We start from the raw sequence: 20,323 nt of genomic DNA on the forward strand, positions 1-20,323 counted from the left end.
AGTTTAATCACGCAACGCCCGCAGCCACTGCGGGCGTTGCCACATTCAAGGAACACCCATGAAAAAATGCATGATCGCGGCCGCCATCGCGCTGGTCTATGGCGCCGCGCAAGCCGCCGCTCCGGCCACCGCTGCCGCTACCGCCGCTCCACGCGCCGAGAACGCCTTCCTGTCGCAAGCCGATGCCGCCGCCCGTTCGGCGCGCGTGGCCAATGTCGACTACACGCTGGACTTCACGCTGACCGGCAAGGAAACCTTCTCCGGCACCACCACGCTGGGCTTCGACCTGAGCGACGCCGGCCAGCCGCTGACCATCGACCTCGACAAGGCCACCATCCTCAGCCTGACCGTCAACGGCAAGGTCGTGGCGCCGCAATACAACCAGTGGTTCATCACCATCGCCCCGGCCGACCTGAAGGCCGGCCGCAACAGCGTCACCATCAGCTACACGCGCCTGCACAGCACCAACGGCGAGGGCTTGCACCGCATGGTCGACCCGGTCGACAACCGCGTCTACACCTACTCGCACTTCGAGCCGGCCGCCGCGCACCAGATGTTCCCGGTGTTCGACCAGCCCGACCTGAAGGGCACGTATGAAATCACCGTCACCGCGCCGGCCGACTGGGTGGTGTCGTCGACCAAGCGCGAGACCGGCATCCAGGATATCGGCAACACCAAGCGCTGGACCTTCCCGCGCACCAAGAAGCTGAGCTCGTACAACTTCGCCATGCACGCCGGCCCGTACAAGGTGTGGGAAGACCACGGCGGCCCGTACCCGATGCGCCTGTTCGCGCGCCAGTCGGTGGCGTCGCAGGTGTCGCCGCAGGACTGGTTCAACTACACCCGGCGCGGCCTGAAGTTTTTTGACCAGTACTTCGGCGTGCCTTACCAGTTCGAGAAATACGACCAGCTGCTGGTGCCGGACTTCCTGTACGGCGCGATGGAAAACGCGGCCGCGATCACCTTCGCCGAGCGCGGCTTCCTGTACAAGGACGAGATGACGGCGGCGCAGAAACAGAGCCTGGCCGGCGTCATCATGCACGAGATGGCGCACCAGTGGTTCGGCGACCTGGTGACGATGAAGTGGTGGAACGGCCTGTGGCTGAACGAAAGCTTCGCCTCCTTCATGGGCACGCTGGCCACCGCCGAATCGACCGAGTTCAGCAACGCATGGCAGGGTTTCTACTCGGGCGCCAAGCAGGGCGCCTACGTGCAGGACCTGCGCGTGACCACGCACTCGATCGAGACGCCGGTGCCGTCCACCGCCAACGCCTTCGACAACATCGACGCCATCACCTACTCCAAGGGCGCGTCGACCCTGAAGCAACTGCGCCACCTGCTGGGCGAGGAAGTGTTCCGCCAGGGCGTGCACAACTACCTGGTCAAGTACTCGTACCAGAATGCGAAGCTGGACGACTTCATCGGCAGCCTGGGCGAGGCCGCGCACCGCGACCTCAGCGGCTGGACCAAGCAGTGGTTGTACGAGCCGGGCGTCAACACCATCGCGGCGGAATTCAGCTGCGCCGGCGGCAAGATCAGCAGCTTCAATCTGCGCCAGAGCGCGCCAAGCAAGGCGATGCCGACGCTGCGCGAACAGCGCGTGCAGATCGGCCTGTTCAACTTGGGCGCGGACGGACTGAAGCTGGGCAAGAACGTGGCCGTCACCTACAAGGGCGCCAACACCGCCGTGCCGGAACTGGCGGGCGCCGCCTGTCCGGACCTGGTCTATCCGAACTACCAGGACTGGGGCTATGCGCAAGTGCAGCTGGATAAAAAATCCTTCGCCACCGCGCAGGCCAGCCTGGGCAAGGTGGACGATCCGCTGCTGCGCTCGATGCTGTGGCAAAGCCTGTGGGATGGCGTGCGCGCCGCCAAGCTGCCGCTCAACGAGTTCCTGAACACCGTGCTGGCCAACGCGCCGGGCGAGAAGGATTACACGCTGCTGGGCGACGTTACCGGCAAGATCCGCACCGCCAAGGCCTATCTCGATGAGATGGGGCCGTCGGTGGCCGGCTACAAAGGCCAGATGACGACGCAGCTGGAGCAGATGGCGTTCGCCGCCACCCAGGCCGCCAGTGGCGACAACAACTTCCAGCGCCGCTGGTTCGCGACCTACCTGGACATCGCCAGCACCCCGGCCGCGCTGGCGCAGCTGGCCGACATCCTCAGCGGCAAGCTGGTGGTGCCGGGCCTGAACGTCAGCCAGGACGTGCGCTGGGATATCGTCAACCGCCTGAACCGCTACGCCCATCCGGGCGCGGCGGCCTTGCTGGCGGCGGAACAGGAACGCGACAAGTCCGACAGCGGCCAGGCCGCCGCGCTGGGCGCCACCGTGGTTCAGCCGGACGCCAAGGTCAAGGCCGAATGGCTGGCCCAGATCATCGACCCGCAAACCAAGCTGCCGTTCTCGAAGATCCGCCGGGCGATGGAAAGCATGTATCCGGCCGAGCAGGGCGCGTTGGGCGAGCTGAGCGCCAATCAGCGCCTGGCTCAGCTGGGGCAGGTCGACAAGGCCGCCGGCCCGGTCTTCATGCGCTCCTACGCCAACATGATGATACCGGCCAACTGCACGCCGGCCAGCGTGCAGCGGCTGCAGGCGGCGGTGGGCAAGTTGAAGGACTTGTCGGCCGGCACCCGGCGCGCGCTGCTGGTGACGCATCAGGAAGATGAGCGTTGCGTGGCCATCAAGAAGGCGATGACCGCCAACTAACATCGTCAGTTGAAGAAAAAGACCCGCACGCCGCAAGGCCTGCGGGTTTTTTTATGGCTGGGCGGTTCCCACGTTCAGCACGCAGCGGCCGGCGCGGCAGACGGCGCCGGTATCCACCGCCAGCATGCAGTTCGACAGCATGTGGCCGCGCTTGTCTTCCTCGACGCGGGCGGCGGCGTGCTGCGCGACCAGCTGCTTGAGTTGTGCGCCATCCTGTGCACGGTCGGACCAGGCGATGTAGCGCTCCGGTCCGCCGCAAGCCTTGGCGCCGACGGCGATGGTGTGGCATTGGCTGTCGCGGTCGCAGCCGGTGTCGGCGTTCTGGGCCTGGATTTTTTGCCACAGCGATGCGGCGTCAGGCTTGACGGGCGGCGTGCCGTGGCAGGCGGTGGCGATCAGTATCAGCGCGCCGGCGGCGGCCAGGCACAGGGGGCGGAATGTGGTTTTCATGGCCATATCATGATCCTGTCCGGCAGGCTTTACAAGCGTTCGCTCAAGCGCGCCTTGCGCGCCATGCCGTCCGGGCCGAACAGGATGACGAAGTCGGCATAACGCGGCTCGCCGTCTTTGGCCGGCGTCAGCGACGGATAGCGGTAGCGCCACACCTGATAGCCGCTGTCGAAGCGGATCACGCTGGCCGGTCCCAGCGCGGCCTGCATCTGCTGCATGCTGCGGTGGTCGTCGGCCACGGCGGTGTCGGCGGCGCCGGGCGGATCGTCCTGGTAGCTCAACTCCAGCAGCGTGTCGTCGGACCAGCCGCGGTCCCACAGCGGCGCGTAAAAGCTGCGGTCCAGCAGTACCTGGCAATCGCAGAAGGGCAGCGTGTCCGGCGTCTGCGTGCCGCCGGCGTACAGCATGTCGAACGGCAGCGTCTCGCTGCGGGCGCCGTCGCGCAGCGTGACGGCGAATAGAGGCCGCTCGCTGAAGAACAGGTAATTGCCTTGCGGCGAGGAGCAGACGCGGTCGGCGTCGGTGAACAGTTCGCCCAGCCAGGCGAACAGCTGGTCGTTGTTCGACAGCAGCCCGGCCTGTACGCCGACCTTGCATTCCAGCCGCAAATCGCCCAGCCGCCGCATGCCGGCCGGCACGCCGGGACTGCGCACGCGGGCGCGCCAGGTCAGCGTGCTGGTCTTGCTGCTGGCGACCAGGGCGGCGTCTTCCTTCAGCGCCTGGGCGTTGAGCGCCAGCGTGAAGGTGTGGTCCGGCGCCACCGGGACCGGCAGCGACAGCGTATCGCCGGCCACGCGCAGGGTGATGCCGTCAAGCCGGGTGGTGGGCAGGCGCGGTAGCAGTTCGAAGCGCAGCGTGGCCTGCGGCGCCAAGGCATGCTCGCGCTCGAAGCGCTGCATGCCGGCGATCATCTTGCGGTAGGACTTATCGACCGGGTCGCGCGTGGCGGTGACCGTCACGCGCGGCGGCGCGGCATCCTGGCCGTGGGCGGCGCCGGCCAGCGCCGCCGCAACCAGCAGCCAGGCATGGACTGGATAGCGCATCGCCGCTTCCTCCTGCTAAAGCCCGATGGTAGAACCGTGCGCCGTTCGGCGGCGCACGGCTGGCTTGCTTACAGGTGGTTCAGCTGCCAGGTGCCGGAGCTGCCGTCCGGCGCGCTCCAGCTGCCCTGGATGCTCAACGGCGTATCGAACTTGCCGCTGAACGTGGGGCCGGCGCTGCTGCCTACATTCAGCGAGAACGCCACATTGCCGTTGGCGTCGATGTTGCCATGCACGGCGAACTGGCCGCCGCCGCAGGACGCATCGAGCACGCCGGCGGTGGAAACCTGGCCGCTGCATCGCCCGCTGTAGGTGCCGCTGAAGGTGCCCGACCACGGTCCGCTGAAGCGCTCCACGTTGAGCATGGCGCGTCCGGTCTTGGCCTGCGCATAGCCTTGCAGTTCCAGCGTAGTGCTGTGCGAGGTGCGCTTGCCTGCCGCCGTCACCGAGGTCAGCACGACGCTGTTCTTGATGGCGCGATTGGAGCTGGATTCGACCCAGCTGGTGCTTTCCCTGGTGTTTGTTGTGCCGTCGGCCGATTTCATGCTGGCGCTCGAAACCAGCTTCGCGGTCTTGAAGGTGCCGGCGCGAACCGTCACCGTTTCCAGCGCGGCGACCGTGGTCGTGGAGGTGCTGGTGACGGGGGGCAGGGCGCCGCAGCCCGGCGAGTAGCTGGTGGTCGTCGTGACGTTCCAGCTGGCGCCGACGGTCAGGTCTTTTTTGCCGCTGGTGTAGGTTCGCGCGTAGGTCGAGGTGCACTGGCCGCTGACGTAGGCGCTGCTGTCGCCGTCGGCCAGGATGCTGGTCTGGCCGCGCACGAGCGACGGATCATCGAGGATCTGGTCCTGTACCCAGGAACCATCGGCGTTGACCGAAGTCACCACATTCGAGTACCACAGCGGTGGCGGCCCGCCGGCGGCGCTGGTGGCGGCCGGTTCGATCATGGTGTAGAGCTCTTGGTACGAGTAAAAATCGCCGACGCTGGGCTTGATGTCGGCCAGCGGGCGGACCTCGGCCGGGGTGGCGCTGGAGGCGCCGCCGCCAGCGGAGCCGCCGCCGCAAGCGGCCAGCAGGGCGGCGATAGTCAGGATGGAAGCGTTGCGTAACATGATGCGCCTTGTGTGGAAAAAGGGCGCGATCTTATAGGCTGGAACTGAAATTGTCTAGTTTGCAACCTGCTGTTCGATCCAGCGCAGCAGCTCGCGGCCGAACACGCGGGTGCGGGCGGCGTCGAGCTGGCGTTTCTTGTAGGCGTCGTGGCTGGCCGGGCCGGTCAGGCTGCGCTGATAGCTGGCCTCGTCCATCAGCTGGATCTCGTACTCGAAGAAGAAGCCGACGTCGTAGTCCTGCTCCGGCCCGGCGTCGAGCTGCTGCACGTGGATCATCTTGCGCACCGTGACCTGGATGCTGTTGAAGCCGCTGCCGCTGTGCGGATTGTCGCAGCGGGTTTGCGGTTGCGCCAGCTCGGCCAGTTCGGCGTCCATGACTTGCAGCAGCGCGGCCGGATACTCGTCGCTGTGCTCCAGCTGGGCGCGGTATTTGTTGAAGATCAGCTTGGCCGCCTCCAGGTCCAGCAAGGTGTTGCGGGTGCGTTCGGCATCGACGTTGGTGACCGACAGCAGGTGCGCCCGTTGCAGCGTGCGCAGCGCCAGCAGGCATTCGAAGCGGGTGGCGAACACCAGCCGCACGCCCAGGTGGTCGAAGATGTCGGCCGCCAGGTAGGCGGCCTTTTGCAGCAGCTTGAGCAGGATGCTGCTGCGGCCCTTGTTGTCCTTGCGGTCGTAGTGCAGCATCGGCAGACAGACTTCGCCGTCGGTCAGGTAGTGGCGGTCGCCATCGTGGCGTATCACTTCGTCCAGCGTGCCGAACACCTGGGCGCGGATGGCGTGGAAGTGGCGCAGCTTGAGGTTGTTGTCGATGTAGAAGATGCCGTGCATGACCTTCAGCACCGCGCACGACCACATGCGCCGCAGGTCGACATGCTGGCCGCGCAGCGAGGCGTACACCAGCAGTTCCAGCGGGTCGTCGGGGTGGGTGACGTCGTCCGGGATCAGCGCCGCCTGTTCGGGCGTGAGGAAGCTGCCGGTGATGAAGTCGATGGCCTCGCGATGGGCGCGCTTGATCAGCGCGGTCGCGGCCGGCTGGTCCAGGTCGAAGCCGTACTCGCGCACGAACTGGTGGGCGTCGTGCAGGTTGCGCAACGCCAGCGCCCCCAAGTCGATTGCCGAGACGCCGTTGGCAATTGCGTTGAGATAACTCCAGTTGAGCGAGAACTTGCCCCCGCTCTTGAGCGAGGCTTTGAGTTCGGACATGGCATCAGGCAGAGGCGGCGATGATTCAGTATCGCAGTCTGTTTGATCAGCGTCAATGCTGCACCGCCGCACCCGGCGCGCCCGCCTGCGACAATGCGGGTTCTGCTTTCAGTCCAGCTACGTCGGCGCCGGATTATCTCTACAATGTGCCGATCTCATTTGAATCGACGGAGCCCGCATGTCCTTCCTGATTGTGCTTGCCGCACTGGTGTTTCTGATGCTGGCCGCGTATCGCGGCTACAGCGTAATCCTGTTCGCGCCGGTGGCGGCGCTGGGGGCGGTGCTGCTGACCGACCCGGGCGCGGTGGCGCCGGTGTTCAGCGGCATCTTCATGGAAAAAATGGTCGGCTTCGTCAAGCTGTACTTCCCGGTGTTCCTGCTGGGCGCCGTGTTCGGCAAGCTGATCGAGCTGTCCGGGTTTTCCGAAGCCATCGTGGTGGCGGCCATCAAGTACATCGGCCGCTCGCGCGCCAACGCCGTCATCGTCGCCGTGTGCGCCTTGCTGACGTATGGCGGCGTGTCGCTGTTCGTAGTGGTGTTCGCGGTCTATCCGTTTGCCGCTGAACTCTACCGCCAGAGCAACATCCCCAAGCGCCTGATGCCGGGCGCGATCGCGCTGGGCGCGTTCTCGTTCACCATGGATTCGCTGCCGGGCACGCCGCAGATCCAGAACATCATTCCCACCACCTTCTTCAAGACCACCGGCTGGGCGGCGCCGTGGCTGGGCGTGATCGGCTCGCTGTTCATCCTGGTGGTCGGCCTGAGCTTCCTGGAATGGCGCCGCCGCTCGGCCATGGCCAAGGGCGAAGGCTACGGCGCCAGCACCGCCAAGGACACCGCCCGCGCCGCCAGCACCGGCCTGCCGCATCCGCTGCTGTCGGTGGCGCCGCTGCTGCTGGTGGGCGTGGCCAACTTCATCCTGACCAAGCACATCCCCGGCTGGTACGGCGACAGCTACGCGCTGACCACCGAAGCCTTGCCCGGCCTGCACGCGCCGGTGGCGGTGCCGATCAAGACCGTGATCGGCATCTGGGCAGTGGAGGGCGCGCTGCTGCTGGGCATCCTGCTGGTGGTGGCGACCGCCTTCGGCCGCATCCGCAGCACCTTCGCCGAGGGCACCAAGGCGGCGGTCGGCGGCGCGCTGCTGGCGGCGATGAACACCGCGTCCGAATACGGCTTCGGCGGCGTGATCGCTTCGCTGCCGGGCTTCCTGGTGGTCAGCGACGCCTTGCGCAGCGTGCCCAATCCGCTGGTGAACGCGGCGGTGTCGGTCAGCTCGCTGGCCGGCATCACCGGCTCGGCCTCGGGCGGCATGAGCATCGCGCTGGCGGCGATGGCGGACGCCTTCGTCAAGGGCGCGCAGGCGGCCAATATTCCGCTGGAGGTGCTGCACCGGGTGGTGGCGATGGCCAGCGGCGGCATGGACACGCTGCCGCACAACGGCGCCGTCATCACGCTGCTGGCGGTCACCGGCCTGACCCACCGCGAATCCTACCGGGAGATCTTCGCCATCACGCTGATCAAGACCACGGCGGTGTTCTTCGTCATCGCGGTGTACTACCTGACCGGGCTGGTGTGACGGCCGGCGCCGCGGCCCCACGGCCCAGCACCTTGTACAGCCAGGCGCCGCCGGCGGCCACGGCGACCAGGATCACTTGCTTGAACGCCAGCAGCAGCGCGGACAGCTTGCCGAACAGGCCCAGCTTGGCCGCGACGCCGCCGGCCACCAGCGCCGCCAGGCCGTAGTCGGCCACCTTGTCGGTCTTGCCGTCGAAGTCGGCGTAGCGCTTGCCCGGCGTGAAATCGGTGAGGGCGGCGACGTTCTTCATCTCGCTCCTGACCTGCGCGATCTGGTCCATGCCGGCCACGGCGTTGAGCACCAGCACGCCCTCGCGGCCCAGCACCCTTACGTGGTAGTTCAGGCCGTTCTCGTTGCTGCCCTCGGTGTGCAATTCCTTGGCCCAGAACAGCTTGTGTTGCGCCGCGTCGTAGCTGGGCTGCTCGGCCCAGCCGATCAAGGTCATCGCCGCGTAGCCCTGCTCGCGGCGCGCGGTGTTGTTGTCGGCCACCGCATCCTTCAGCTGCACCAGCAGCTCGGCGTAGTCGATGCCGCCGGCGTCGTCGTCGCGGACGTGGCCGCCCGGTTCGTAGCTGACGATCACCCCCCACCCAGCCGCGCCCAGCGGATCCACATTGGCCGGCAAGATCATGCCCAGCGTCGGCGCGCCCGGCGGATTGCCCCAGCCGTCGACCAGCAGCTTGTTGCTGTCTTCCGGGTTCAGATAGCGGAAGTGCGGCGGCAGCTCCAGCGTGGCGATGCCGCCCGGCAGCGTGACCCTGCCGGTCTGGAAATGCAAGCCGGCCAGCAACTGCTCCGGCGCGTCGACGGCGCCGGCCAGCAGCGGTGCGCACAGGATCAGGCACAACAGGGCGGTCAGGACACGGCGCATCGTCACTCCTTGTTAGAAAAGCCATATCCTACAGGAAAATATTATGAATTTGGTAATTATCTCCAGCCGTGTGCGGCGTGGATGAAACGCTACGCCCGGCATGCGCCTGTCTGATTGCCCGTGGGTTGATTTCATGTCAGTATTGCCTCGCAGTTTTAATTAAAATAATTTCGGAGACAGATTTGAAAAACACCATGCTCATTTGTTCGCTGGTCGCTGCCGCTACCGCACAGGCAGCCAGCGTTCCGGAGTTCGATGCCAAGCATTTGTCGCAAGACGTCAAAGTGCTGGCGTCGGATGAATACGAAGGCCGCGGCCCGAATACGGCCGGCGAAACCAAGACCGTCAACTACCTGATCGAGCAATTCAAGGCCGCCGGCCTGCAGCCGGCCGGCGACCTGCTCAAAGGCCAGAAGACCCAGCGCAGCTGGACCCAGGATGTGCCGCTGGGCCGCTTTGAAATCAAGGGCCCGGTCAAGCTGGTCGTCAGCGACGGTACCACCCGCCAGGAACTCAAGCAGGGCGACGACATGGCCGTGCGCGCCGCCATGAACGGCAGCAAGCAGGTCGACTTCCGCAACGCGCCGCTGGTGTTCGTCGGCTACGGCGTCAACGCGCCGGAGCGCAAGTGGGACGACTTCAAGGGCTTCGACCTGCGCGGCAAGCTGGCGGTGGTGCTGATCAACGATCCCGACTTCGAGACCGGCATCGGCGACTTCGGCGGCAAGGCCATGACCTACTACGGCCGCTGGACCTACAAGTTCGAAGAGATGGCGCGCCGCGGCGCGCTGGGCACCATCATCGTGCACGAGACCGCGCCGGCTTCCTACGGCTGGGCCACGGTGAAGAACTCCAACACCAACGTCATGTACGACATCGTGCGTAAGCAGCCGGCCATGGCGCACGCGCCGATGGAAGCCTGGATCCAGCGCGACCTCGCTGTCGACCTGTTCAAGCGCGGCGGCCAGGACTTCGAGGCGCTGAAGAAGCTGGCGCAGACCCGCAACTTCAAGCCGGTGCAGCTGAAGGGCGTGAACCTGAGCGCCAGCTACGCGGTCGACGCCCAGACCATCGTGTCGAAGAACGTGGCCGGCCGCGTGATCGGCAGCAGCGCGCCGGAGCAGACGGTGATGTACAGCGCGCACTGGGACCACCTGGGCGTCGGCCTGCCGGACGCCAAGGGCGACAAGATCTACAACGGCGCGGTCGACAACGCCACCGGCATCGCCGCCTTGCTGGAACTGGCGCGCGCCTACGGCAAGGCGCCGGCGCCGCAACGCAGCGTGGTGTTCCTGGCGGTGACGGCGGAGGAGAAGGGCTTGCTCGGCTCCGAGTACTACGCCGCCTATCCGCTGTATCCTCTGGCCGAGACGGCCGGCGTGATCAACATGGATGCGCTCAGCCCTTATGGCCCGGCGCGCAACTTCACCATCTCCGGCAGCGCCAAGCTGGACCTGCTGGACCAGCTGATCGCCAAGGCCAAGCAGATGGACATGGCGTATGCGCCCGATCCGAAACCGGAAGCGGGTCACTTCTTCCGTTCCGACCACTTCCCGTTCGCCAAGCGCGGCGTGCCGGCGATTTCCTTCGGCTCCGGCGACGACTGGATCGACGGCGGCCTGGCGGCCGGCCACAAGGCGGAAGAGGACTACAACACCAACAACTACCACCAGCCGTCGGATGAGTGGAGCGCCGCCTGGCCGTTCACCGGCATGGCCCACGATCTCGGCCTGTTGTACGGACTGGGCCGCGACCTGGCCGATTCCAGCGCCTGGCCGAACTGGGCGCAGGACGCCGAATTCCGCGCCACCCGCGACGCCAGCTCTGCCAAGCGCAAATAGTCGCCAATTTAACTAAAAAGCAATAGAATACTTGCGCACCCGCTTGAATGCCGGTGCGTTTTTTTTTGCAGCCTGCCTTCCCCCTACCGAGGAGATTCCGCATGACCCTGTCCCTACGCCGCACCATCCTGGCGGCTTCGATTGCCCTGTTGTCAGCCAGCGGCGCGCTGCACGCCGCCGAGCCGGCCAAGTCCGTCAAAGCCGATATCGCCATCCCCGATATCCCGTACACCAAGTTCGTGCTGAAGAACGGCCTCACCGTGCTGGTCCATGAAGACCACAAGACGCCGGTGGTGGCGGTCAACACCTGGTACCACGTGGGCTCGAAGAACGAGAAGGCCGGCAAGACCGGCTTCGCCCACCTGTTCGAACACCTGATGTTCAGCGGCAGCGACCACTTCAACCAGGGCACCTTCATCAACGCCATGGAGCGCATCGGCGCGACCAACCTGAACGGCACCACCAACACCGACCGCACCAACTATTTCGAGAACGTGCCGACCTCGATGCTGGACTACACCCTGTTCGCCGAGAGCGACCGCATGGGCCACCTGCTCGGCGTGCTGGACCAGAAGAAGCTGGACCTGCAGCGCGGCGTGGTGCAGAACGAAAAGCGCCAGGGCGAGAACCAGCCCTACGGCGTGGCCTACCAGCTGCTGACGGAAAACACCTGGCCGGCCGGCCACCCGTATTCGTGGACCGTGATCGGCTCGATGAAGGACCTGGACGCGGCCTCGATGACGGACGTGCAGGAATGGTTCAAGACCAATTACGGCCCGAACAATGTGACCCTGGTGCTGGCCGGCGACATCACGCCGGAACAGGCGCGCGAGAAGGTCGAGAAGTACTACGGCGAGATCCCGGCCGGCCCGCCGCTGGCCAAGCATGAGGCGTGGATCGCCAAGCGCACCGGCACCCATCGCGGCACCGTGCAGGACCGCGTGCCGCAGGCGCGCATCTACCGCGTGTGGAACGTGCCGGGCGCGAACACCGCGACCGAGCCGCTGCTGGACCTGGCCGCGCACGTGCTGGGCAGCGGCAAGACGTCGCGCTTCTACAAGCGCCTGGTGTACAAGGACCAGCTGGCCACCAGTGCCAGCGCCAGCAACGACTCGTCGGAAATCGCCGGCCAGTTCGACCTGACGCTGACCGCCCGTCCCGGCGTCGACACCCGCAAGCTGGAGCAGGCCGCCGACGAAGAGCTGCGCGCGCTGATGAAGTCCGGCCCCACCGCGGCCGAGCTGGAGATCGCCAAGACCGCGCTGCTGGCGCGCTACACCCGCATCGTCGAGCGCGTCGGCGGCTTCGGCGGCAAGAGCGATCTGCTGGCCTCCTGCAGCACCTACACCGGCAATCCGGACTGCTACAAGGACTACCTGAAGGCCATCAAGGCGGCCACGCCGGCCGCCATCAAGCAGGCCATGAACGAATGGCTGGCCGACGGCGACTACGTGCTGGAGGTGCAGCCTTTCCCGACCAATCTGTCCGCCGGCGCCAAGCTGGACCGCAGCGCGCCGCCGGCGCTGGGCCAGCCTGAATCGCTGAAGCTGCCGGCCATGCAGAGCGCCACCTTGTCGAACGGCCTGAAGGTGGTGCTGGCCGAGCGCCACAGCGCGCCGGTGGTCAACCTGTCGATGATGATCGATGCCGGCTACGCCTCCGACGCGCAGGACATGCCCGGCCTGGCCAGCCTGTCGTTGCGCATGCTGGAAGAGGGCACGCCGACGCGCGGCTCGCTGAAAATCAGCGAAGAGTTCGAGGCGCTGGGCGCCGAGTACTCCGCCAACAGCAACCTGGACGGCGCCTTCGTGCAGCTCAACGCGCTCAAGGCCACGCTGCCGAAAGCGCTGGACATCTACGCCGACGTGCTGCTGCATCCGGCCTACGCGCAGAACGAGCTGGACCGCCTGAAGAAGGACCGGCTGGCGGCGATCGCGCGCGAGAAGAGCAATCCGCAATTGATGGCGCTGCGCGTGATGCCGGGCCTGATCTACGGCCAGGGCCATGCCTACGGCCTGCCGCTGACCGGCTCCGGCACCGAGGCCGCCGTGGCGCGCATCAGCCGCGACGACCTGGTCAAGTACCACCAGACCTGGTTCAAGCCCAACAACGCCACCCTGCTGGTGGTGGGCGACACCACGCTGGCGGAAATCACGCCGCTGCTGGAAAAAACCTTCGGCGGCTGGAAGCCCGGCGCGGTGCCCAAGAAGAACGTGGCCCAGGTCGCGCCGGCCGACAAGCCGGTGGTCTACCTGATGGACAAGCCGGGCGCGCTGCAAAGCGTGATCTACGCCGCGCAACTGGCGCCGCCGCGCAACGCGCCGGAAGCGGTGCCGCTGCAAGTGGTCAACAACATCTTCGGCGGCAGCTTCAGCTCGCGCATCAATATGAACCTGCGCGAAGACAAGCACTGGTCGTATGGCGTGAACGCCGGCCTGCAGCCGGCGGTGGGCCAGCGCCTGTACCTGAGCACCTCGCCGGTGCAGACCGACAAGACCGGCGCGGCCCTGCAGGAACTGGTGCAGGAATACGCCAACATCGCCGGCGCCAAGCCGATCACCGCGGCCGAGCTGAGCAGCGCGCAGGAAAACGAAACCCTGCGCCTGCCGGGTTCGTTCGAGACGGCCGGCCAACTGGCCGGCGCCTACGGCACCATCCTGCAATACAAGCTGCCGGCCGACTACTTCAACACCTTCACCGGCACCGTGCTGGCGATGACGCCGGAGCAGGCCAACGCGCTGGCGGCGCGCACCATCACGCCGGGCAAGCTGACCTGGCTGGTGGTGGGCGACCTGAGCAAGGTGGAAGCCGGCGTGCGCGCCCTGAATTTGGGCGAAGTGCGCAAGATCGACGCCGACGGCAAGCCGGTCCAGTAAGCGTCAAGCTTTAACGCGAGGTACAGTCAAAAAATCCCCGCCATGTGCGGGGATTTTTTTTGTGGCGCGGATGCAGCAGAACATTTACTGTATTGCAATTTACGTTGTATTTTGATAATTATAATGTACAAAATGCATCAAATGTGGTCTACTTGAATCTCTTGGCGTCATCCGGTTTTTGTCCCACTTCGCAAGGAGCTCCAGCTATGAACAAGAAGATTCTCGCCGCCCTGGTAGCGGCCTCGGCCGCATTGAGCATGGGTGGCGCCGCGCAGGCGGCCAACCTGGTGGTCAACGGCAGTTTTGAAGATCCCGGCTTCAGCCTGCCGGCAGGCTCCTACTGCTACCTGGGCGGACCTTTCGATTGCGGCATCGTCAACGGCTGGACCGGCGGCTTCCCGCTGATGCTGTCGACTAGCGGCCCATGGGGCAATCCGAACACGCCGGACGGCAATGTGCTGGTCGGCATCCAGGGCACCAGCTTTATCCAGCAGACGCTGAACCTGGCCCCCGGCAGGTACACGCTGTCCTGGATAGACGCCGGCCGCAGCAATTATGGCGCCCCGGCCGAAACCTACCAGGTCTCCGTCGGCGGCAACGTGATGAGCGTCGAGTCGGTCAACTTCGGCGCGGGCTGGACGGCCAAGTCGCTGACCTTCAACGCCGCCGGCGCCACCACGCTGAGCTTTGCCGGCCAGACCACCGACGACGCCACCGCCTTCATCGATAAAGTGGAAGTCAACGCCGTGCCGGAACCGGAAACTTACGCCATGCTGCTGGGCGGCCTGGGTCTGGTTGGCTGGGCGGCGCGCCGCAAGGCCCGCGCCGCAGCCTGAACACGGAATAGGCGCGGACGCTAAGCCGATACCGAAGCGCGTATCGGCGGCGCTCAAAATGTGATTGGAGGGATTTTCATTCGCCCCGTAGCATGCGATGAAAACATAACGAGAAGCGCCCCTCAATCGCACTGGAGACAACCATGAAGCGTCTACTGTCATGCATGGCCATGCTGTTCAGCATGGCCTGTTCAGCCTTTTCCGCGCACGCCGCCATCACCATGAACACCAGCGTGCAATACCAGATCAAGAACGTCAACAGCGGCTTGGTCCTGGGGATAGCCGGCGCCAGCCAGGCCGCCGGTTCCAATGTGGTCCAGTGGGCCGACAACGGCACCGCCGACCACCTGTGGCACTTTATGCCGATGGGTAACGGCCAGTACAACATCGAGAATATGCTGACGCACCAGGTGCTGGGCGTGGCCAGCGCCGGCACCGCCGACGGCGCGCAAATCGTCCAGTGGGCCGACAACGGCACCACGGATCACCTGTGGACCGTCACCCAGGCCGCCAGCGGCAACTTCCTGATTCAGAACGTCAACAGCGGCAAATACCTGGAGGTGTTCCAGGCCAGCAATCTGAATACCGCCACCATCGACCAATGGGCGTTGACCGGCTGCACCTGCCAGGAATGGCAGCTGGTCAATACCAAGACCAGCCCCTACCCGGCGCCGCGCACCGTCAGCGGCGACGGCATCTTCGTCCACGACCCGTACATGCTGCGGGATGCCGGCGGCAAGTACTGGCTGTACGGCAGCCACCAGACGCTGGCCACCTCGACCGACCTCAATACCTTCACGCCGTACACCAACTGCACCACCACGCAGATGGGCGGCTATGCGCCGAACTGCCCGCCGATCGGGCCGGATTTCAGCTCCTGGAGCGGCTTGCAGACGCCGAAGGGATGGAACAGCGGCGCCAACACCGACATCTGGGCGCCCAGCCTGATGCTGGTGAATGGCACCTATTACCAGTACTACTCGATTCCCTACCTGCCGAGTTCGGGCGCCGAGGCGGTGATCGGCCTCGCCACCAGCAGCGCGCCGCAAGGGCCGTGGACCGACCGCGGCTTCGTCACCAAATCCTGGACCAGCACGACCACGCCGCCGGCGGGCTTCACGACGACCACCGACAACGCCATCGATCCGGCGCCGTTCACTGACGCCAGCGGCAACTGGTGGATGGCCTGGGGCTCGTGGACCGACGGCACCCACCTGATGCAGCTCAATCCCGCCACCGGCCTGAAGTCCACCACCAACACCACGGTCACCACGATCGCGCGGCGCGGCTCGCCGACGTCGGCCGAGGAGGGCCCGTTCATCTACTACTACAACGGTTTCTACTATTATTTCGCGCCGATCAACGCCTGCTGCAGCAGCACCTCGCCTTACCGCACCATCGTCGGCCGCTCGGCCAGCGTGACCGGGCCCTATGTGGACCGCGGCGGCGTCGCGCTGACCGCCGGCGGCGGCACGATACTGCTCAGCACCCATGGCAACATCATCGGGCCGGGCGGCGGCAGCGTGTTCAGCGACGCCGGCAACAACAACCGGCCGACCTTCGTCTACCACTACTACGACGGCAACAACAACGGCCGGCCGACGCTGGGCATCAACCCGCTCGGCTTCACCAGCGACGGCTGGCCCTACGTGATGGCGAACTAAGCCGGCCGCGCGGGCGGCTACAGGTAGCGCGCCAGCAGCGCGCCGTCCAGCGCCGGGTCGAGCTCGATGTGCACGAAGTGGCCGCTGCCCGGCGCCACTGCGATGTCGGCGCCGTCGTCGGCGCGCATGCGCGCCAGCGTCAGGTCGCGGTTGCCGCCGGGGTGGATCACCTCGATGCGGTCGCCGACGGCGAAGCGGTTCTTGACCTCGACCCGCGCCCAGCCGTCCGCCACGCCCAGCACGTCGCCGACGTACTGGCTGCGCTCCGCCTCCGAGGCGCCGCGCATATAGTTCTGGTGCGCCTGCGTGTGGTGGCGCTGGTAGAAGCCGTCGGTGTAGCCGCGGTTGGCCAGGCCCTGCAACTGGCCCAGCAGGCCGATGTCGAACGGCCTGCCGGCGACGGCGTCGTCGATCGCCTGGCGGTAGACCTGGGCGGTGCGCGCCGCGTAGTACAGCGACTTGGTACGGCCCTCGACCTTGAGCGAGGTCACGCCGATCTTCACCAGCCGCTCGATGTGCTCGACCGCGCGCAAGTCCTTGGAATTCATGATGTAGGTGCCGTGCTCGTCTTCGAGTATCGGCATCAGCTGTCCCGGCCGTCCGGTCTCCTCGATCAGGTAGGGCTGGTCGGCCAGCGGGTGGCGCGGCTGCCGGTGCAGCGACGACCACGGACGGTTGGCGTCCTCCAGCGCCTGCTGGAAATGCAGCGGGATGATTTGCGTCGGCCCGAGGTCGCCGCTGGCGTCTTCGGCGGCCGGTTGCACCTTGTAGTCCCAGCGGCAGGAATTGGTGCAAGTACCCTGGTTGGGGTCGCGGTGGTTGAAGTAGCCCGACAGCAGGCAGCGACCCGAGTAGGCGATGCACAGCGCGCCGTGCACGAACACTTCCAGCTCCATCTCCGGGCAGCGCTGGCGGATTTCCTCGATCTCGTCGAGCGACAGTTCGCGCGACAGGATCACCCGCGTCAAGCCCATGCGGTGCCAGAACTTGACGTCGGCCCAGTTGACGGCGTTGGCCTGCACCGACAGGTGCACCGGCACCTCGGGCCATTTATCGCGCACCATCATGATCAGGCCGGGATCGGCCATGATCAGCGCGTCGGGCTTCATCGCGATCACCGGCGCCATGTCGTGCAGATAGGTCTTGAGCTTGGCGTTGTGGGCGAAGATGTTGGAGGCGACGAAGAATTGCTTGCCGCGCGCGTGGGCGCTGTCTATGCCTTGCTGCAGGGCTTGCAGCGTCGAGAAATCGTTGTTGCGCACGCGCAGGCTGTAGCGCGGCTGGCCCGCGTACACGGCGTCGGCGCCGAAGTCGAAGGCGGCGTGCATCTTGGCCAGCGAGCCGGCGGGGAGGAGGAGTTCGGGAGCGTGAAGCATGGCGGTTGGGCAAAAGCTGCACAGTCTAGGGCGGCCGCCGCCAGGTTTCCTTGTCCTAAATCAAAATTTCCCGGATGGCTTCACAGCGTCTTGCTGCACAGCCGGAAGTCGGGATCGTCCTCGTACGGGCGGATCTGGAAGCCCAGGCTGGCCATCAGCTTGAGCATGCCGCTGTTCTTGCACAGCACCAGGCCGTCGATCTCGCTCAGGCCCTTGTCGCGCGCCACGTCCATGATGCCCAGCATCAGCCGCGTGCCCAGGCCCTGGCCGCTGTAGCGGTCGTCCACCAGCAGCGAGAATTCGCAGCTGCTGAGGTCGGGATTGGCGATGTAGCGCGACACGCCGATGATGCTGTCGGTCTCGACGAAGTCGCCGTCCGGGCCCGGCGTGCGCTGGGTCAGCACCGCCACCAGCGCCATCTCGCGGTCGTAGTCGATCAGCGTGTAGCGCGCCAGCATCGGCACCGACAGCTCGCGCAGCGAGGAGGCGAAGCGGTAGTAGCGCGACTTCTCCGACAGCCCGCGCACCAGTTCCTGCAGCATCGAGGCGTCGTCCGGCTGCACCGGGCGCAGCGTGTACTGGCCGCCGCCGCGCATCGGCCATTCCTGGGTGTAGCTGGACGGGTAGGGCAGGATCGCCAGGTGGCCGTAGCCGTGCGCCGACGGCGGCGCGGCGTCGATCACGATGCGGGCGTCGACCGCCAGCGCGCCGTGCTCGTCGACGATCAGCGGGTTGATGTCCATCTCGCGCAGCTGCGGCAGCGCGCACACCATTTCCGACACCCGCAGCAGCATCTGCTCGACCGCCTCGCGCTGCACCGGCGGCGCGCCGCGCCATTCGCCCAGCATGCCGGCCGAGCGCACCCGGCCGATCAGGCGCTGCGCCAGGAACAGGTTCAGCGGCGGCAGCTCGACCGCGCGGTCGTTGATCAGCTCGATCATCGTGCCGCCCGCGCCGAAGGTGATCGCCGGCCCGAACAGCTGGTCGGTGACGACGCCGATATACAGTTCGCGGCCGTGGCGCTTGCCGGCCATCTTCTGCACGGTGACGCCGTTGATCTGCGCCTCCGGCAGCAGGCGGCGCACGGTGGCCATCATGTCGCCGTAGGCGTCGCGCACGGCGGCGGCGTTGAGCAGGTTGAGCACCACGCCCTGCACGTCGGACTTGTGGGCGATGTCGGGCGAGTCGATCTTCAGCGCCACCGGGTAACCCAGTTGGCTGGAGATCAGCATCGCCTCGCCGGCGCTGCGCGCCAATATCGTTTGCGTGATCGGGATGTGGAAGGCCGCCAGCAACGCCTTCGATTCCATTTCAGTGAGCACCTTGCGGCGCTCGGCCAGCACGCCCTCGATCAGCAGGCGGGCGCCGTCCAGGTCCGGCTGGGCCAGCTGCGACAGCGGCGGCGGCGTCTGGTGCAGCAGCTGCTGGTTCTGGTAGAACGAGGCGATGTTGGAAAAACCGTCGACCGCCGCTTCCGGCGTGCGGAAGGTGGCCACGCCGGCGGCGTTGAGCAGCTGGCGCGCCTCGGCTACCTGGCGGTCGCCCATCCAGCAGGTCAGCAGCGGCTTGCCGAGGCCGGCGTTGAGGGCGCCGACCGCCTGCGCCACCGCCGCCGGGTCGCCGCCCAGCTTGGGTGAATAAATCACCAGGACGCCGTCCACCTGGCTGTCGTGGCCGCAGGCCTGGACCGCCGCGCTGAAGGCTGCCGCGTCGGCTTCCTCGGACAGGTCGAGCAGGTTGGCCAGCGTGGCGTGCGGCGGCAGGCCGGGCGCCAGCGCCCGCGCGCCGGCCTCGGACAGCGTCGCCAGTTGCAGGCCCAGCTCGGCGATCCAGTCGGCCGCCAGCACGCCGGGGCCGCCGCCGTTGCTGACCACGGCCAGGCGCGGCCCGACCGGACGGTAGCGCGAGGCCAGGCATTTGGCGGCCGAGAACAGCTGCACGAAGGTCTTCACCCGCACCGCGCCGGTGCGGCGCAGCGCGGCGTCGAACACTTCGTCGCTGGCGACGATGGCGCCGGAGTGGGTCAGCGCCGCCTGCGAGGCCGCCGCCGCCTTGCCGGCCTTGAGCACCAGCACCGGCTTGGTGTTGGCGGCGCCGCGCAGCGCCGACAGGAAGCGGCGGGCGTCGGTCACGCCCTCCATGTAGATGACGATGCTTTGCGTGGCCGGATCGGTGGCCAGGAAGTCCAGCGTCTGCGCCAGGTCGACCGCGGTGTTGGCGCCCAGCGAGACCACGGTGGAGAAACCCACCGCGTTCTGGCTGCCCCAGTCGAGGATGGCCGAGGTCAGCGCGCCCGATTGCGAGATCAGCGCCAGGCTGCCCGGCTGCGCCAGCTGGCCGGCGACGCTGGCGTTGAGGTGCAGGCGCGGCCGCTGGTAGCCCAGGCAGTTCGGCCCCAGCAGGTGGATGCCGTGCTTGCGGGCGATGCCGTGCAGCTCCCCGGCCAGCGCGCCGTCGACGCCGGCCGACAGGATCAGCGCGGCGCGGCACTGGATGCGGCCGGCCACTTCCAGCGCGAAGCTCAGCTCGTCGTTGGGCAGGGCGATCAGCGCCAGGTCGGCGCGCGAGTGGGCCAGGTCGGCCAGCGTGCCGCTCATGCCGACGTCGAGGTAGGTCACCGGCCCGGTGTAGCCGCCTTGCTCCAGCTGGGCGCGGATGCCGCGGCCGTAGCAGGTCTGGGTGCCGGGCTGGTCGGCCTGGCCGGCGAATACCACGATGGACTTGGGCGAGAACAGCGGCGTCAGGTAGTGGGTTTCCATGGATGCTTT

General features: G+C 66.6%; 13 protein-coding genes. 6 read left to right on the forward strand and 7 right to left on the reverse strand.

The window, feature by feature from the left end; translation table 11 throughout:
* The first annotated feature begins 58 nt into the window (after positions 1-58).
* Entirely contained in the window at positions 59-2,710 is a 2,652-nt protein-coding gene (gene pepN, locus D0T21_RS27165) for an aminopeptidase N (protein ID WP_116992586.1), read from the forward strand.
* Positions 2,711-2,761: 51 nt separating this feature from the next.
* On the opposite strand, the gene D0T21_RS27170 is transcribed toward pepN, so the two are convergent.
* The 4 genes from D0T21_RS27170 to D0T21_RS27185 form a co-directional block, all read right to left on the reverse strand.
* Complete coding sequence (locus D0T21_RS27170; RefSeq protein WP_116992817.1) at positions 2,762-3,160, reverse strand: hypothetical protein; 399 nt, start codon at positions 3,158-3,160, stop codon at positions 2,762-2,764.
* A 29-nt stretch (positions 3,161-3,189) separates the two neighbouring features.
* Positions 3,190-4,203, reverse strand: coding sequence for a hypothetical protein (locus D0T21_RS27175; RefSeq protein ID WP_116992585.1), 1,014 nt, complete (start codon positions 4,201-4,203; stop codon positions 3,190-3,192).
* Positions 4,204-4,271: 68 nt separating this feature from the next.
* The gene (locus D0T21_RS27180) at positions 4,272-5,309 is read right to left on the reverse strand and encodes a hypothetical protein (protein ID WP_116992584.1); all 1,038 of its coding nucleotides are present in this window, start codon (positions 5,307-5,309) and stop codon (positions 4,272-4,274) included.
* A gap of 54 nt (positions 5,310-5,363) precedes the next feature.
* The gene (locus tag D0T21_RS27185; protein WP_116992583.1) at positions 5,364-6,512 is read right to left on the reverse strand and encodes a TIGR04552 family protein; all 1,149 of its coding nucleotides are present in this window, start codon (positions 6,510-6,512) and stop codon (positions 5,364-5,366) included.
* 178 nt (positions 6,513-6,690) lie between these two features.
* Between D0T21_RS27185 and D0T21_RS27190 the strand changes: the two genes are divergently transcribed.
* Positions 6,691-8,091, forward strand: coding sequence for a GntP family permease (locus D0T21_RS27190; RefSeq protein WP_116992582.1), 1,401 nt, complete (start codon positions 6,691-6,693; stop codon positions 8,089-8,091).
* On the opposite strand, the gene D0T21_RS27195 is transcribed toward D0T21_RS27190, so the two are convergent.
* A complete protein-coding gene (locus D0T21_RS27195) occupies positions 8,057-8,962 on the reverse strand; it encodes a DUF2167 domain-containing protein (RefSeq protein WP_116992581.1) in 906 nt (301 codons plus the stop codon). The genes D0T21_RS27190 and D0T21_RS27195 overlap by 35 nt on opposite strands.
* Positions 8,963-9,156: 194 nt before the next feature.
* Here D0T21_RS27195 and D0T21_RS27200 point away from each other — a divergent pair, with 194 nt between their 5' ends.
* The 4 genes from D0T21_RS27200 (at position 9,157) to D0T21_RS27215 (ending at position 16,179) form a co-directional block, all read left to right on the forward strand.
* Positions 9,157-10,803 carry a M28 family metallopeptidase gene (locus D0T21_RS27200; protein ID WP_116992816.1) on the forward strand — a complete coding sequence of 549 codons (1,647 nt, stop codon included), beginning with the start codon at positions 9,157-9,159 and terminating at the stop codon, positions 10,801-10,803.
* A gap of 101 nt (positions 10,804-10,904) precedes the next feature.
* Positions 10,905-13,679 (forward strand): pitrilysin family protein, encoded by a 2,775-nt coding sequence (locus tag D0T21_RS27205; protein WP_116992580.1) that lies wholly within the window; start codon positions 10,905-10,907, stop codon positions 13,677-13,679.
* A 206-nt stretch (positions 13,680-13,885) separates the two neighbouring features.
* Positions 13,886-14,515, forward strand: a complete 630-nt coding sequence (locus D0T21_RS27210) for an FxDxF family PEP-CTERM protein (RefSeq protein ID WP_116992579.1) — start codon at positions 13,886-13,888, stop codon at positions 14,513-14,515.
* A 143-nt stretch (positions 14,516-14,658) separates the two neighbouring features.
* Complete coding sequence (locus tag D0T21_RS27215) at positions 14,659-16,179, forward strand: family 43 glycosylhydrolase (RefSeq protein ID WP_116992578.1); 1,521 nt, start codon at positions 14,659-14,661, stop codon at positions 16,177-16,179.
* Between the two features lie 17 nt (positions 16,180-16,196).
* On the opposite strand, the gene yegQ is transcribed toward D0T21_RS27215, so the two are convergent.
* On the reverse strand, positions 16,197-17,555 hold the full coding sequence (yegQ, locus tag D0T21_RS27220) for a tRNA 5-hydroxyuridine modification protein YegQ (RefSeq protein ID WP_116992577.1): 1,359 nt from the start codon (positions 17,553-17,555) through the stop codon (positions 16,197-16,199).
* An 80-nt stretch (positions 17,556-17,635) separates the two neighbouring features.
* Entirely contained in the window at positions 17,636-20,314 is a 2,679-nt protein-coding gene (locus tag D0T21_RS27225; RefSeq protein ID WP_116992576.1) for a bifunctional acetate--CoA ligase family protein/GNAT family N-acetyltransferase, read from the reverse strand.
* Positions 20,315-20,323 lie beyond the last annotated feature (9 nt).

The sequence above is a fragment of the Duganella sp. BJB476 genome, from assembly GCF_003416895.1.
GTDB lineage: Bacteria > Pseudomonadota > Gammaproteobacteria > Burkholderiales > Burkholderiaceae_D > Rugamonas.